The 13,616-nt window shown below is 62.7% G+C and carries 17 protein-coding genes; 10 read left to right on the top strand and 7 right to left on the bottom strand.

Annotated elements, in window-relative coordinates; genetic code table 11:
• Positions 1 to 7: 7 nt before the first annotated feature.
• Positions 8 to 862, bottom strand: coding sequence for a mechanosensitive ion channel family protein (locus ACKTEK_RS03610; RefSeq protein WP_409163874.1), 855 nt, complete (start codon positions 860 to 862; stop codon positions 8 to 10).
• Positions 863 to 1,020: 158 nt separating this feature from the next.
• On the opposite strand from ACKTEK_RS03610, the gene ACKTEK_RS03605 reads away from it, so the two are divergent.
• The gene (locus tag ACKTEK_RS03605; protein ID WP_409163873.1) at positions 1,021 to 1,449 is read left to right on the top strand and encodes a DoxX family protein; all 429 of its coding nucleotides are present in this window, start codon (positions 1,021 to 1,023) and stop codon (positions 1,447 to 1,449) included.
• Positions 1,450 to 1,537: 88 nt separating this feature from the next.
• On the opposite strand, the gene ACKTEK_RS03600 is transcribed toward ACKTEK_RS03605, so the two are convergent.
• Both ACKTEK_RS03600 and ACKTEK_RS03595 read right to left on the bottom strand, forming a co-directional pair.
• Positions 1,538 to 3,085 (bottom strand): alanine/glycine:cation symporter family protein, encoded by a 1,548-nt coding sequence (locus ACKTEK_RS03600; protein ID WP_409163872.1) that lies wholly within the window; start codon positions 3,083 to 3,085, stop codon positions 1,538 to 1,540.
• Between the two features lie 15 nt (positions 3,086 to 3,100).
• On the bottom strand, positions 3,101 to 3,535 hold the full coding sequence (locus tag ACKTEK_RS03595) for a universal stress protein (RefSeq protein WP_409163871.1): 435 nt from the start codon (positions 3,533 to 3,535) through the stop codon (positions 3,101 to 3,103).
• 145 nt (positions 3,536 to 3,680) lie between these two features.
• Here ACKTEK_RS03595 and ACKTEK_RS03590 point away from each other — a divergent pair, with 145 nt between their 5' ends.
• Positions 3,681 to 4,139: an Lrp/AsnC family transcriptional regulator gene (locus ACKTEK_RS03590; protein WP_409163870.1), complete on the top strand. Its 459-nt coding sequence runs from the start codon at positions 3,681 to 3,683 to the stop codon at positions 4,137 to 4,139.
• Positions 4,140 to 4,144: 5 nt separating this feature from the next.
• On the opposite strand, the gene cobT is transcribed toward ACKTEK_RS03590, so the two are convergent.
• Complete coding sequence (gene cobT / locus ACKTEK_RS03585) at positions 4,145 to 5,164, bottom strand: nicotinate-nucleotide--dimethylbenzimidazole phosphoribosyltransferase (RefSeq protein WP_409163869.1); 1,020 nt, start codon at positions 5,162 to 5,164, stop codon at positions 4,145 to 4,147.
• 97 nt (positions 5,165 to 5,261) lie between these two features.
• On the opposite strand from cobT, the gene ACKTEK_RS03580 reads away from it, so the two are divergent.
• The 5 genes from ACKTEK_RS03580 to ACKTEK_RS03560 all read left to right on the top strand — a co-directional run bounded on the left by ACKTEK_RS03580 (position 5,262) and on the right by ACKTEK_RS03560 (position 8,655).
• Positions 5,262 to 6,104, top strand: coding sequence for an adenosylcobinamide-GDP ribazoletransferase (locus tag ACKTEK_RS03580; RefSeq protein ID WP_409163868.1), 843 nt, complete (start codon positions 5,262 to 5,264; stop codon positions 6,102 to 6,104).
• Positions 6,105 to 6,157: 53 nt separating this feature from the next.
• Positions 6,158 to 6,370, top strand: a complete 213-nt coding sequence (locus ACKTEK_RS03575) for a DUF1289 domain-containing protein (RefSeq protein ID WP_409163867.1) — start codon at positions 6,158 to 6,160, stop codon at positions 6,368 to 6,370.
• Positions 6,370 to 7,053, top strand: coding sequence for a TIGR02281 family clan AA aspartic protease (locus ACKTEK_RS03570; protein WP_409163866.1), 684 nt, complete (start codon positions 6,370 to 6,372; stop codon positions 7,051 to 7,053). The genes ACKTEK_RS03575 and ACKTEK_RS03570 overlap by 1 nt, the downstream gene beginning before the upstream one ends.
• Positions 7,054 to 7,149: 96 nt before the next feature.
• Complete coding sequence (locus tag ACKTEK_RS03565; RefSeq protein WP_409163865.1) at positions 7,150 to 7,965, top strand: hypothetical protein; 816 nt, start codon at positions 7,150 to 7,152, stop codon at positions 7,963 to 7,965.
• A 105-nt stretch (positions 7,966 to 8,070) separates the two neighbouring features.
• A complete protein-coding gene (locus tag ACKTEK_RS03560) occupies positions 8,071 to 8,655 on the top strand; it encodes a LysE family translocator (RefSeq protein ID WP_409163864.1) in 585 nt (194 codons plus the stop codon).
• An 18-nt stretch (positions 8,656 to 8,673) separates the two neighbouring features.
• Here the strand turns inward: ACKTEK_RS03560 and ACKTEK_RS03555 are convergent, their stop codons facing one another.
• Complete coding sequence (locus tag ACKTEK_RS03555; RefSeq protein WP_409163863.1) at positions 8,674 to 9,276, bottom strand: hypothetical protein; 603 nt, start codon at positions 9,274 to 9,276, stop codon at positions 8,674 to 8,676.
• A gap of 78 nt (positions 9,277 to 9,354) precedes the next feature.
• Entirely contained in the window at positions 9,355 to 10,101 is a 747-nt protein-coding gene (locus ACKTEK_RS03550; protein ID WP_409163862.1) for a DUF5765 domain-containing protein, read from the bottom strand.
• A 299-nt stretch (positions 10,102 to 10,400) separates the two neighbouring features.
• Between ACKTEK_RS03550 and ACKTEK_RS03545 the strand changes: the two genes are divergently transcribed.
• Complete coding sequence (locus tag ACKTEK_RS03545) at positions 10,401 to 10,901, top strand: TIGR02281 family clan AA aspartic protease (protein ID WP_409163861.1); 501 nt, start codon at positions 10,401 to 10,403, stop codon at positions 10,899 to 10,901.
• Positions 10,902 to 11,068: 167 nt separating this feature from the next.
• Positions 11,069 to 12,571: a phosphomannomutase/phosphoglucomutase gene (locus ACKTEK_RS03540; protein WP_409163860.1), complete on the top strand. Its 1,503-nt coding sequence runs from the start codon at positions 11,069 to 11,071 to the stop codon at positions 12,569 to 12,571.
• Positions 12,572 to 12,618: 47 nt separating this feature from the next.
• Here ACKTEK_RS03540 and ACKTEK_RS03535 read toward each other — a convergent pair whose 3' ends face one another.
• Positions 12,619 to 13,098, bottom strand: coding sequence for a ferritin-like domain-containing protein (locus tag ACKTEK_RS03535; protein WP_409163859.1), 480 nt, complete (start codon positions 13,096 to 13,098; stop codon positions 12,619 to 12,621).
• A 251-nt stretch (positions 13,099 to 13,349) separates the two neighbouring features.
• Here ACKTEK_RS03535 and ACKTEK_RS03530 point away from each other — a divergent pair, with 251 nt between their 5' ends.
• Positions 13,350 to 13,556: a hypothetical protein gene (locus ACKTEK_RS03530; RefSeq protein ID WP_409163858.1), complete on the top strand. Its 207-nt coding sequence runs from the start codon at positions 13,350 to 13,352 to the stop codon at positions 13,554 to 13,556.
• Positions 13,557 to 13,616: the final 60 nt, after the last annotated feature.

Genomic DNA, 13,616 nt, shown 5'->3' with positions numbered 1-13,616 from the left:
CCAGCCCTCAAGCGGCTTCCTTTTCCGTCTCGTCCGGCTTGCGATTGACGTCGAGCTGCGGGAACGGGATCGAGATACCGGCTTCATCAAAGCGGCGCTTGGCCGTCTCGGTGATATCCCACGAGGCCACGAGGTACTCGCTGGCGGGAAGCCAGCAGCGCAGGCCGATGCCGACCGAAGAATCATCCAGCGAATTGACGAAGGAAACCGGCGCAGGATCGTCCAAGACGCGCTGGTCGGACTTTGCAATTTCGAGCAGGATCTCGCGCGCCTGCCCCATGTCGTCGCCGTAGTCGATGCCGACAATCAGTTCGAGGCGGCGGGTTGCGTTGCGCGAATAGTTGAGAACCGAAGCGCCCCACAGCTTGCTGTTGGGGACCATCATGTAAAGCCCGTCGACGCGCTTCATCTCGGTCGCAAACAGCCCGATATCCATGATGGTGCCTGCGATGCCGTCCGCATCGATGAACTCACCGACGCGGAACGGCCGCAGGATCAGCAGCATGATGCCGGCCGCGATGTTGGCCAGCGTGCCCTGCAAGGCAAGGCCGACCGCGAGGCCTGCGGCACCGAGAGCTGCAAGAATGCTTGTTGTCTTGACGCCGAACTCCGACAGCACCGTGACGAAGACCAGGACCCAGATCGTGTATTTCACGATCTTGGACAGGAACGAGGCAAGCGCGGGGTCCACGGCCTCGATCCGGTCGAGTGCGCTGCGCACCCAGCGCTGAATCCAGTTCGCGGCCATCAGGCCGAATATCAGGATCAGCAGCGCGCCGATCACGGAAAACGCGTAAGCGGCCAAGATGGCCGATGCGGTTTCCATTGCGTTGGACATGAGAGCTTCGACGTCGGTATCCATAAGGTCCCCCTGCTGGCTGCCGGAGTCCCCGCCGGCATGTCGCGGAACAAAAAAACATAACTTCGGGTGGGGAACGCAAAGCCCCCCATCCGCGTTCCATCAAAGATTTCGCACGCGCACGGTGCGCTGCGTGACCACCCGGCACAAAGGCACGGCCCATGAACTTCAAACGACTGGAAAGCGACTACGCGCCCATCATGCTCAGCATCCTGCGCATCGTCTCGGGCCTTATCTTCCTCGAACACGGCACGCAGAAACTGCTCGGCTTTCCGCCGCCCGGCGAACGCGGTGCACCCGAAATGCTCTCCATGGGCTGGAACGCAGGCGTCATCGAGCTGATCTGCGGCACGCTCATCGTCATCGGCCTGTTCACACGCCCTGCCGCGTTCCTTGCTTCGGGTACGATGGCGGTCGCCTACTGGATTGCGCATGCACCGCAAAACCCGTTCCCGGTCCTGAACGGCGGCGACGCAGCGATCCTCTACTGCTTCGTGTTCCTCTACATTTTCTTTGCAGGACCCGGCCCGTGGAGCGTCGATGCGTGGCGTGATCGCCGTCGTGGTTTCCTCTCCCGCATGACGCGCTGAGTTCCGCCGCGTCAGCTTTCAGAACAAACAATGCCGGGCGACATGCGCCCGGCATCTTTTTCCTAGAGGCCCGTTCTACAGGGCGCGATCACTTGAACTTGCGGATTTCGCCCGATTTCAGCCGCGACAAGTAGCTGTCGAGTTCCCGCTTCACGATCGGCATCAGGAAGTAGAGCCCGATGATGTTGACGACCGCCATGGCGAAGATCGCGGCGTCGGAGAAGTCGATGACCGGGCCGAGATTGGCGGCGGCCCCGATGACGACGAAGATGCAGAAGATCACCTTGAACACGATCTCCTTGGTCTTGCCCTCGCCGAAGAGGTAGGTCCACGCCTTCAGCCCGTAGTAGGACCACGAGATCATCGTGGAGAAGGCGAAGAGGATCACCGCGAGCGCCAGAATGTAGGGGAACCAGGTGAACGCCGAAGCAAAGGCATCGGACGTCAGCCCCACACCGGACGAACCCGTCGCAGTCTGGATCATGCCGTTCTCGCCGACGATGTAGAGACCGGTCGCGGGATCGGAGACGAGCTGGCCGGAAATGATGATCACCAGCGCGGTCATCGTGCAGATGACGACCGTGTCGATGAACGGCTCCAGCAGCGACACGAAGCCTTCCGTGATCGGCTCCTTCGTACGCACCGCCGAGTGAGCAATGGCCGCTGAGCCAACGCCGGCTTCGTTGGAGAACGCTGCACGCTTGAAGCCCTGGATCAGCGCGCCGACGAAACCGCCCGCGATGCCCAGCCCGGTGAACGCACCTGCAAATATCTGCCCGAAGGCCCAGCCGATCTGGTCGTAGTTCATCAAGATGATGACCAGCGCCGCTGCGACATACATGACGCCCATGAAGGGCACGACCTTTTCCGTCACGCTCGCGATGGATTTGATACCACCGATAATCACGGAAAAGACGACGGCAGCGAAGATGATGCCGGTGATCCAGCCGGGATAATCCCCGACAATGCCGCTGATCTGCTGGTGCGCCTGGTTGGCCTGGAACATGTTGCCGCCACCGAGCGCACCGAGGATGCAGAAGATCGAGAACATCACGGCGAGAATCCTGCCGCCGGGAACGCCCCGCTCCGCAAAACCCTTCGTCAGATAGTACATCGGGCCGCCCGAGACGCGGCCATCGGCATACTCGTTGCGGTACTTCACGCCGAGCGTGCATTCGGTGAACTTGGAGGCCATCCCCATGAGACCGGCAAGGATCATCCAGAAGGTTGCACCGGGACCACCAATTCCGACCGCGACAGCCACGCCGGCAATGTTGCCAAGACCAACCGTGCCGGACAGCGCCGTGGCCAGCGCCTGAAAGTGACTGACTTCACCCGCGTCATTGGGATCGGAATAGTCGCCTCTCACCAGCGCAATGGAGTGTGGGAACGCCCGGAACTGGATCAGCCCGAAATAGATGGTGAAAACGGTCGCCGCGACGACGAGCCAGGCGACGATCCACGGAAAGCTGGTTCCGGGGAAGGGTGCGAAGATGAGCGCCACGAACCAGCCGGTCGCGCTGGCGAACATCTGGTTGACGGTATCGTCGAAGGATTGGGCCTGCGCCGGCAGAGCCGACAGGACCATTGCTGCTGCCGCAAGCACGGCAGCGGGAAAGAGACGTTTCATGATCATTCTCCTGCGCGCGCGTTACGGGACGATGGTGAGCGGGACCGGCGAAACCTGAGCCAGGCTGCCGGCCACCGAACCGAAGATCTTTGCCGACAGGCTCGAATCCCCCTCACGGCCAATGAACAGCTGGGTGCCACTCTCCTCCTTGGCGATGCGGCTCAGCGTTTCGGCAATGTGTCCGTACTTGATCTGTGACTCGACGTTCACGGACGTGCCCGACAGCTCTTTCATCAACGGCGAAAGAACAGCCTCCTCGGCACGCGCAAGCTCGTCCTTGCGACGCTGGTGGCGCTCCTCAAGCTCCTGCGGCGTCAGGAACGAATATGGCGACCACTCCAGAACATGAACAATGAGAACCGATGCCCCGCTGGTGCCCGCCTGCATCACGGCGAAGTCCACCGCACGGCGAGATCCAGCGCTGGAATCGTATCCAACGATGTATTTTGCAGACATTTTGAATGCCCCCTCTTATCCGCCATCCCCTCGATGACGTGTCAAATGTTAACCCCGTCGGCACAGGAAATATTCTTTACTTTCGTTGGGGGTAGGAATATTTTCGCAAATTGCGACAATTTCGCACGGATTATTGAGAAAATTTATGACAGATAGTATCGATAACAGGATACTTTCCATACTTCAGACAGACGGGCAGATATCGATGGCCGCGTTGTCCGAACGGATTGGTCTGTCACTGTCGGCATGCCACCGACGCGTGAAGCTGATGGAAGCCGATAACGTCATCACCGGCTATTCCGCGCGGGTGAACCGGCGACGGATCGGCTTGGAAGTGCAGGTGTTTCTGGAAATACGGCTGGTCAGCCAACGGCGCGAGGACACGCAGGCCTTCGAACAAGCCATCGTCGACATGCCGGAAATACTGGAATGCCACATGATTTCAGGGGAGTTCGACTACCTGATGCGCGTGACCGCGCGCAGCACCTCAGACTACGAGACGCTGTACCGGGACAAGCTGTCGATGATCCCGTCGGTGTCGCAGATGCGCACCCTGCTCAGCCTGTCAGCGATCAAGGAGTTCCGAGGCTATCACCTTGGTTGAACAGATCAGGCCGGGCCGCTGACACCCGCGGTCTCGAAGGTCGCCATCCCGGTGTGGGTGGCGACCGCAGCGCGCACGATACCTGCCGCGAGCGCAGCACCGGTGCCCTCGCCAAGCCGCATGCCGAGCGAGAGGACCGGCTCCATGCCGAGTTCCTGCGCCAGCTGGACATGACCCTGCTCGCCGGACAGGTGGCCGAGAATGCAGTGATCGAGCGCGCGGGGCTTGAGCTTTTGCAGCACGGCAGCGGCTGCCGTGACGGGGAAGCCGTCGAGGATCACCGGAACGCGCTCGTAGCGCGCCGCAATGATCGCGCCGCAGATCGCCGAGAATTCCCTTCCCCCCAGACGGCGCAGCGCATGCAGCGGGTCGTCGAGTTCACCGGCATGGCAGGCGAGCGCCTGGTCCACCGCCTCGACCTTTCGGGCATAGCCGGCATCATCGACGCCGGTGCCGGAGCCTGCCCAATCAGCCCCGGAGCCGCCAAACAGCCCGGCGCAAAGAGCGGCGGCAGCCGTGGTGTTGCCGATACCCATTTCGCCCAGGCACAGCAGGTCGGACCCACCGGCCACGGCCTCCATCCCGTAGGCGATGGTTGCCGCGCAGTCGGCCTCGGCGAGCGCCGGTTCGGCGGTGATGTCGCCGCAAGGCATGTCGAGCGCGAGTTCGAAGACCTTCAGGCCGAGATCGCCATTGGCGCAGATCTGGTTGATGGCCGCGCCACCTGCCGCGAACGTCTCCACCATCTGTCGGTTGACGGACGCCGGATAGGCCGAGACGCCGCGCTCGGCGACGCCGTGGCTGCCCGCGAAGATGGCAACGACGGGCCGCGTGATGGCAGGTGTTCCCCTGCCCTGCCATGTGGCGACCCAGGTGGCGATCTCTTCCAGCCGGCCGAGTGAGCCGGCGGGCTTCACCAGTTGCGTTTCACGCGCGCGCGCTGCGTCCCCGGCATCGGTGTCCGGCCCCGGCATGCGTTCCAGCAGGGTGCGGATATCGTCGAACGGATCGGCTTGCTCATTCATCGCGGGACCTCCGGGCGGCCGTGCCACGTCCCTTTCACAGCGGGACACGGTGGCCTATATCGAAGAAGGGTGCAGTGCAACGCGCGAGCAGGCGACAATGCGTAACAAGTCCGACGACAGACCCGATCCGCTCGACTTTTCCGAGTTCGGACCGGAAGCAACATGGCGGCGCGGGCTGAACGACATCGCCGCGGCGCTGCGCTTCTACACCCGGCTGCCGCTGTTCGGGCGGCGCGCGGAAAACCACGGTGCGCCGGATTTCGCCCGCATGGCCTGGGCCACACCCATCGCCGGTGCCGTGGTCGGCGTCATCGGGGCTTGCATATTCGCGTTTTGCGTCTGGGCGAACCTGTCTCCCATCGTTGCCGCCGGGGTGTCGCTGGCAGCGATGATCGTCACCACCGGCGCATTCCACGAGGACGGGCTGGCCGACACCGCCGACAGCCTGGGCGCCTACACGGTGCAGGACCGGCTGGAGGTGATGCGCGACAGCCGGATCGGCACATTCGGTGCCTGCGCGCTGATCCTGTCGCTGCTGCTGCGCGCGGGCCTTCTTGCATCCATATTCGAAGCGCACGGCCTGCTTGCGGCATGCCTTGTGCTGATCGCGGCTGAAACGACCTCGCGCGCGGGCTCGCTCGCCATGGGCTATTCGCTGCCGCCTGCGCGTTCGGAAGGCGCCGCGATTTCGGCGGGCAAGCCGACCGGCGACGGTTTCTTCCATGCCGCCCTCGTTGCAGGGCTCGTCACGGCGCTCTGTGTTGCCACGACCATCGGGTTCGGCACCGGGCTGGCGGCCTTCGCGGCAGTCTATCTCGCTGCCTTCCTGATGGTGCGGTTCGCCGCACGAATGTATCGCGGGCAGACCGGCGATGCGGCCGGCGCGACGCAACAGGTCGCGACGCTCGCATTTCTTGCCGCAGTGGCGATGCTGCGATAGCTGCCGGTGGCGCAGGATCGCACCAACCTCCCTTTGAAACCGACGAGCGTGGCATGACCGCCTTCCAGAACCAGCCGGGCAGAGCGAAACGGGCCGAGAAGATCGAGACACCGTGCATCGACATCTGCCGCATCGATCCCGAACGCAGGCTGTGCCGGGGCTGCGGGCGCACGATGGACGAGATCGCGGGCTGGGTTCAGTTCACGCCGCAGCAGCGTGCCGACATCATGGCGGTGCTGCCGGACCGCCTGAAGGGCAAGGCGTAGTGCGCGCGACATCCATTATCGCGATTGTCGTCATCATCGGCGGCATCGCCATTCTTGTGCTGGGCGACGTCACCGGGCTGATCGGCGGCGTGACCAACGACCAGTTCGCGCGCATCATCGCCCTGGTCGCGATCCTCGTGTTCGTTGGCGGTGCGGCCTTCAGCGGCAACATGCGCAACGACCTGCGCAACATCATCATCTGGGTCGGGCTCGCGCTGCTGCTGGTCGGGGGCTACGCCTACCGCGACGAGCTTCGCCCGATCTGGTCGCGCATCGCCGGCGAACTGAACCCGTCTCGACCTGTGGTGTCGGGCGAAGACGTGATCCTGCGGCGCGGCATCGACGGGCATTTCCATGCCCGCACGCTCGTCAACGGCACGCCGCTCGACCTGCTGGTGGACACCGGCGCAAGCCGCGTCTCGCTGACGCCGCCTGAGGCCGAAGCCGCCGGCATTGACCTGTCCTCACTCAGCTATGTCATCCCGGTGCGCACCGCCAACGGCGAGGTGATGATGGCCGGAACGACGTTGAACGCGGTCCAGATCGAGGGCCTGACCGTCAACAACGTCAAGGCCTTCGTGGCACCGAGCGGGGCGCTGTCCGACGGAGTGCTCGGCATGAGCTTCCTCGGCGAGCTTTCCGGCTACGCCGTGCGCGGCGACGACCTGACTCTCTCTCCCTGAAATATTTTTGAACCGGGCCGTAATTTTTCGGAGTCTCGTGCGTTCAAGTTTTCGACCCCCGCTTTTGCAGTGCCGAAAACCGCGCAAGGAGTACGCATGTCCGAACACCGCCACGACGAGCCGACCACCCACCTTCAGGAAGACATGCGCAAGATGATCAACCGGCGGTGGTTGGTCGCGATGCTTGCCGGCGGCACCGGCGTTGCAGCAGCCTCTTTCGGCCTGAAGGGCGGCACACCCGCCATGGCCAAGGCCTGCACCGTGATGCCGACGGAAACGCGCGGTCCCTTCCCGGCAGACGGCAGCAACAATGCCCATGGCACCATGGCCAACGTGCTGCTCGACAGCGGGCTGATCCGGCGCGACATGCGCAAGAGCTTCGGCGAGATGACCGGCGTGGCGGACGGTCGCCAGCTTGAACTGGAAATGAAGGTGACGGATGCCAGCAACGGCTGCTCGCCGCTTGCGGGCAACCTCGTCTATGCGTGGCACTGTACGGCGGATGGCCAGTATTCGATCTACAACATCGAGAGCGAGAATTATCTGCGCGCAGCCGGCGTGACCGACGAGAACGGCATCGTCAGGTTCACGACGATCTATCCCGGCTGCTACCCCGGCCGCGCGCCCCACGTGCATTTCGAGGTGTATCCGAGCGCCGAGCAGGCAACGTCCTACCAGGACCGGCTGCTGGCCTCCCAGTTTGCGTTTCCCGATGCGATCAACGAGGCGGTCTACACCCGCGATGCGGCCTACGCTGCGAGCCAGAAGCCGTTCGAGGATATTCGCCAGCGCGGCGACGTGATCTTCGATGACGCCAATTCCGTCGAGCGCCGGGCGCAGACGCTCAACATGGCCGTGACTGAAGGCGAGGTCCTGCGCGGGTCGATCGAGGTCGCGCTCGCCAGCGCTTGAGCGTCGATCATCGCACAATCAAGCCGCACATGCGCAGCGACCCCTATCGCGCACGCTCCGTGAAGGTTATCGGTTGAGCTGATCCATGCTCCAACCAGGGCTGCCATGTTCGCGTTTGTCGCTGCCGTCTTCCTGCTGATCATCACGCCCGGACCCGGCGTCCTGTCGATTGCAGGCGTCGGCTCGGCGTTCGGTTTTCGGCCCGGCTTTGCCTATCTTGCGGGGCTTGGCGTGGGCAACAGCGCGGTGGCGCTGGCAGTTGTCAGCGGGGTTGCGGCCATCGTCCTGGCGGAGCCGACGATCCGTACCGTGCTGCTCTTCGCCTCCATCACCTACCTTCTCTACCTTGCGGCGAAGATCGCGTTCTCGGGATCGAAGATCGCCTTCATCGAGGCGGACAAGGCACCGGGATTCATCAATGGCCTGATGCTGCAGGCCATCAATCCGAAATGCTACGCGGTGAATACCACGTTGTTCACCGGCTTCCGGTTCTGGCCGGAAAGCGTCATGGCCGAGACGCTGGTGAAATTGTTGCTGATGAACGCGCTGTGGATCCCTATCCACTTCGCCTGGCTCTATGCCGGCGTGACGCTGAAACGCCTCGACCTTGCGCCCGGCACGCAGCGGGCGATCAACATCGCCATGGCACTTTCAATGCTTGCAGTGGTGGCGCTGGCAGCCCTGCGCTGACCCGAACACGCGCACTGGTCAGACCAGCGCGATTTCCTCGGACGCCTTCATTTCCTCGCTCCATTCTTCCCAGGCGCTTTCCGTCATGCTGGACAGGCCTTGCGAAGCGGCGAGGATGCGCAACTGCCAGTCGCGCGCGCTCTGCAGCCACTTCTGGTTGGGGTGCGCGCAGATGATGACGTAGCCGGTATCGACGCCTTCCTTCGCCAGCGGCAGCAGCATCCGGCGGTATCCGATATCGGCACCGAAGATGGTGAAGCTGCACTGTTCGTAGGACGGCTGGCCGACGACAAACGACTTGAGGATCGCGCTGCAGACATCGTCGGCGATCTTGGGCAGAAAGATGTCGTGGGGGCGCTGGCCCGTCGGGTCGACGCCAAGCAACCGCTGAAGGCCTTCGCCCACGATGTGGTATCTCACGTCCGGCGGGTTCACGCTGACTTGCACCAGCGCGAGATTTTCCATCAGCGGCCGAAGGATCGACAACTCCAGCTCATTGCGCTTTGGGGCCGCATCGATGCGCCCGGCCAGGTACCAGTGGTCGAACAGGTCCCGCACCTCGCACGGCCGGATGTCTTCCGGGTCCTCGAGGGAAACCTGGGTGTAAGTGAGCTTGGGCACGTGCGGCCAACCCTGCGTTGCTGTCTTTGGTTACTGTGCGTAACAAATCCAGCTTGCAGGGAAATTAATGGGGTTCCGTCATTCTGCCGGTTCGGGGGAAGGATCGCGTGATTTTCCCTTGTTTCCCGCCATTATCAGAGGCCAGAGAAAATAATTCTTCACATGCATGTGTTTTCGCAGCGGAGATTTGACAACGACCATGAGGATGCCGATCGACAACAGGCACCAGATTGCCGGCACTTCGTTCGGATTATCGGTCAATAGCGAGGCGAGAAATGGTCCCAACAGGTAGTGGAACAGGTTGAGCCGCCACGAGCCGTAGATCATGGGGATCCAGAACACGGCCAGCATGTAGGTCCAGTAGCCGTTGCTGAGCGGCCAGATATCAGACTCGCCGATGTCGTTGACCGGGATGTTCCACGCAATGTGCCAGTTGCCCGAGACCGAGCAGAGTTCACGCGCGCACAGCGGGCGCCCGAGACGACAGACACCGGCCCAGTCGAACGGAAACAGCTGGATCAGCATGAAGACTGCGGAGAAGCCGGCGATCGAATAGGCAAAGACCTGCACGCGTTTGCGCACATCCTCGGGGATGAAATAGAGCGCGATCATGTTCGCGAAAAATGGCTGGAAGCATATGTGCAGGTAGCCCAGCAGCGTCGCGATCTGGTTGGACGGCAGGCCGCACTGGTCGATGACCGTATAGGTATAGCCCTGCAGCAGTTCCATCAGCGAGAAATAGCCGAGTGGAAGGTAGAGAAGCGGGCTCTCCTTTTTCCACGCCACATAGGCGGTCGTGGCCATGCCGGCTGCCGCCAGCGTCAAGGATGCTTCGCCGCTCCAGCACATGTGCTGCTCTCCCCGTTTCGCCGCCGTCCATCCCCCGAGGCGCAGCGGCGAGTCCGCACCAACACGCGGTGGCGAACCTTATGCACGATATTCCCGGCGGGGCAAACCGCTGCGCCGCCCGACCTGTTCCCGACAGGAAAAAGTGAATGAAAACTTGATAGATCCCGCAGGAATCAGCCGATTTCCGGTGCGCGGTCTTAACCCGCGCATGAGAGGGTTGCGGAAATCGCCGGTTTCAGATCGGCAGCATTGAAGCGCGAGTGCGGGAGAGTCGATTGTTCAAGTTACTCACCGCGACGGCCATTGCTGTTGGGGCAGCCACACTGGCCGCACCCCAGGTTGAACGCATTCTCCAGGCACATTCGCAGGAGAAAGCCGCCAGCGCGCGCGTCGTGTCCAGCGGCTATCGTTCGCTGACACTGGAGGCCGACCGCAGCGGGCATTTCCAGGTTGAAGGCATCATCAACGGTCGGCGGCTGCACATGATGGCCGATACCGGCGCAACGTCCGTGGTGCTGAACCACGAGGACGCAGCTCGCATCGGCATCCGCCCGCGAAAGAAGGAATTCACGATCCGCATGCGCACCGCCAACGGTGAAACCACCGCAGCGCCGGTCATGCTGAAGGACATTCGCATCGGCTCGATCCGCGTGCGCAACGTGCGCGCCATCGTGGCGCAGAAGGGCGCGATGAACGTCAACCTCCTCGGCATGAGCTTCATCGGCGCGCTGAAGCGGTTTGAATTGAAGGGCGACGAGCTGACGCTGGTCCAGTAATCGCGTCCAATAATCGTGCGTTTGGTTTCCGCGACGATCCTGCCGCAGCGCTAAAAGCGCGGCTTTCCTTCTTTCCGTGGATGGTCTAGCCAAAACGAGGCACTATCTCACCTTGAGATCCCGCCCCGCCTTGTCGCGACCCTCAACGGAACCTCAGAAAACGCACCATGTCCTTTCCCAAGCCCCGCGCCGACCTCAAAGCCAATACCGCCGACTTCGAACGCCTGCCGCTGGTCAAGCCGACCGGCTTTCGTGAGTACGATGCGCGCTGGCTGTTCGGCGAGGAACTCAACCTCATGGGCGCGCAGGCGGTTGGCCTCGGCATCGCGACCCTGCTGAGCGAGCTTGGCAAGCCGCGCGAGATCGTCGTGGCGCACGATTACCGCTCCTATTCCAACTCCATCAAGATGGCGCTCGTCACCGGGCTGATGGGCGGCGGCTGCAAGGTGTTGGACCTTGGCCTCGCCACCACGCCGATGGCCTATTACGCGCAGTTCGCGCTGGATGTTCCTGCCGTCGCGATGGTCACCGCCAGCCACAATGACAACGGCTGGACGGGCATCAAGATGGGCGCCGACCGGCCGCTGACCTTCGGGCCGAAGGAGATGGGCCGGCTGAAGGAGATCGTGCTGGATGCCGCCTTCGACATGCCCGGCGGCGGCAGCCTGGAGGTCGTTGAAGGCTTCGCGCAGAAATACATGGCCGACCTGCTGGAAGGGCGGAAGCTGAAACGCCCGATCAAGGTCCTCGCGGCCTGCGGCAACGGCACGGCGGGCGCCTTCGCGCCGGAGGTTCTCAAGCGGCTTGGCGCGGACGTCATCGAACTGGACTGCGAGCTGGACCATTCCTTCCCGCGCTACAACCCGAACCCGGAAGACATGGAGATGCTCCACGCGCTGGCAGAAGCGGTGAAGGAGAACGGGGCAGAAATCGGCCTCGGCTTCGACGGCGACGGTGACCGCTGCGGCGTCGTCGACAACGAGGGCGAGGAAATCTTCGCCGACAAGGTCGGCGTGATGATCGCCCGCGACCTGTCGGCCCTGCACAAGGACGCTCAGTTCGTCGCCGACGTGAAGTCGACCGGGCTGTTCATGACCGACCCGGTCCTGAACGAGAACGGCGCGAAGACCGATTACTGGATGACCGGCCACAGCCACATGAAGCGGCGCGTAACGGAGATCGGCGCGCTGGCCGGCTTCGAGAAGTCCGGCCACTACTTCTTCAATCCGCCGGTCGGGCGCGGCTACGACGACGGCCTCGTCTCGGCCATCGCGATCCTGGAGATGATGGACCGCGCGCCGGACATGACCATGGCCGACCTGAAGCGCGACCTGCCGCAGACGTGGTCGTCACCGACCATGAGCCCGTACTGCGCCGACGAGATCAAGTACGAGGTGGTCAAGCGCGCCGTGGACCACTTCTCGAAGGTTCACGCAGATGGCGGCTCGCTCGCCGGCCAGAAGGTGATGGACGTGGTGACCGTCAACGGCATCCGCGTGGTGCTGGAAGACGGCACCTGGGGGCTGGTGCGCGCTTCTTCCAACAAGCCGGAATTGGTCGTGGTGGTGGAAAGCCCGACCTCGGAAGAAGCCATGCGGGCGATCTTCGCCGAGATCGACGGGTTCCTGTCGCAGCAGTCCGAAGTTGGCGAGTACAACCAGAAGATCTGAACGGTCGGCGCCGATCCCGTGACCGGGACCGGCGCCAAGCCTGATCGTTACGCGGCCTCGTTGACCGACGACACGGCCATGTGCGTCAGCTTGGAGTTGGCGGCCTTCTCCTGATCGAGAATCTCGGTCAGCAGGTCATGCGCCTTGTTCTTGCCGAGCACGTCGGCCCACTCGCGCAGGGTGCCGTAGCGGGCAATCTCGTAGTGCTCGATGGCCTGGCAGCAGCCGATGACGGCGGCGTGCAGGGCCTCGTCGCCCTCGGCCTCTTCCAAGACGCTATCGGTCTCCTTGATGAGACCTTCGATGGCATCGCACTTCTCGCCGGAGGGCTTCTTGCCCAGCGACTTGAAGACCTCGTCCAGCTTCTTGATCTGGTCCTTGGTCTCTTCGAGATGCTCCTTCAGCCCTTCCTTGAGCTGCTTGTGGGAGACCTTCTTGATCACCTTCGGCAGTGCCTTGGTGATCGCGTTCTCGGCGTAATAGATGTCCTTGAGGGTGTGTTCGAAAGCATCGGCAAGCGTTTTCATCGGGTGTTCTCCTTCGGGGGACTCGGAGTGGTGTTTCTGTGGTCCGGCATCTCGCGCGTGCCGGTGGACTCAAGAACGTCCGATGCGCTTCACCGGTTCCCGACGAAGGCCGCCAGAATGCAACCCAAGCGCACTTGGCCGAAAGTCGCAGCGGGAAATCGAACAGCCGCTGCAGATTGGCGGGGAGGATTCACGTTTGGCCCACGTTTTGGAGTTATGGTGACGCAACGGCAAGCAGCGGGGCAGTTTCCATGATTTTCGAATTCCTGAAGGACCAGTTCGGCATCGGCGTGTTCGGATACTATGCCGCGATCTTCCTGCTGGTCGCCTACCTGCTCTATCGCTTCGGCGGACACGGCTCCGCACACGGAGACACCAGCAATGGCGGTGGTGCGTTCATCAGCGCGGACTTCGGTGGCGGCGATGGCGGAGGTGAAAGTGGTGGCGGCGGCGACTGAGCGCTGCCACATTTTCGGCATTCAGACTTCCTAAAGCATGGTCACTCAAACTGAGACAAT

The organism is Tepidamorphus sp. 3E244, assembly GCF_046159835.1.
GTDB lineage: Bacteria > Pseudomonadota > Alphaproteobacteria > Rhizobiales > Tepidamorphaceae > JACKJK01.
Note: the sequence above shows the minus strand (reverse complement) of the source record. Positions and strands in the feature narration are given on the sequence as shown.

Bases quoted from the DNA above. Each gene is read 5' to 3' on its own strand.
- ACKTEK_RS03610 (WP_409163874.1), bottom strand. From the start codon at position 862: ATGGATACCGACGTCGAAGCTCTCATGTCCAACGCAATGGAAACCGCA.
- ACKTEK_RS03605 (WP_409163873.1), top strand. From the start codon at position 1,021: ATGAACTTCAAACGACTGGAAAGCGACTACGCGCCCATCATGCTCAGC.
- ACKTEK_RS03600 (WP_409163872.1), bottom strand. From the start codon at position 3,085: ATGATCATGAAACGTCTCTTTCCCGCTGCCGTGCTTGCGGCAGCAGCA.
- ACKTEK_RS03595 (WP_409163871.1), bottom strand. From the start codon at position 3,535: ATGTCTGCAAAATACATCGTTGGATACGATTCCAGCGCTGGATCTCGC.
- ACKTEK_RS03590 (WP_409163870.1), top strand. From the start codon at position 3,681: ATGACAGATAGTATCGATAACAGGATACTTTCCATACTTCAGACAGAC.
- cobT (WP_409163869.1), bottom strand. From the start codon at position 5,164: ATGAATGAGCAAGCCGATCCGTTCGACGATATCCGCACCCTGCTGGAA.
- ACKTEK_RS03580 (WP_409163868.1), top strand. From the start codon at position 5,262: ATGCGTAACAAGTCCGACGACAGACCCGATCCGCTCGACTTTTCCGAG.
- ACKTEK_RS03575 (WP_409163867.1), top strand. From the start codon at position 6,158: ATGACCGCCTTCCAGAACCAGCCGGGCAGAGCGAAACGGGCCGAGAAG.
- ACKTEK_RS03565 (WP_409163865.1), top strand. From the start codon at position 7,150: ATGTCCGAACACCGCCACGACGAGCCGACCACCCACCTTCAGGAAGAC.
- ACKTEK_RS03560 (WP_409163864.1), top strand. From the start codon at position 8,071: ATGTTCGCGTTTGTCGCTGCCGTCTTCCTGCTGATCATCACGCCCGGA.
- ACKTEK_RS03540 (WP_409163860.1), top strand. From the start codon at position 11,069: ATGTCCTTTCCCAAGCCCCGCGCCGACCTCAAAGCCAATACCGCCGAC.
- ACKTEK_RS03535 (WP_409163859.1), bottom strand. From the start codon at position 13,098: ATGAAAACGCTTGCCGATGCTTTCGAACACACCCTCAAGGACATCTAT.
- ACKTEK_RS03530 (WP_409163858.1), top strand. From the start codon at position 13,350: ATGATTTTCGAATTCCTGAAGGACCAGTTCGGCATCGGCGTGTTCGGA.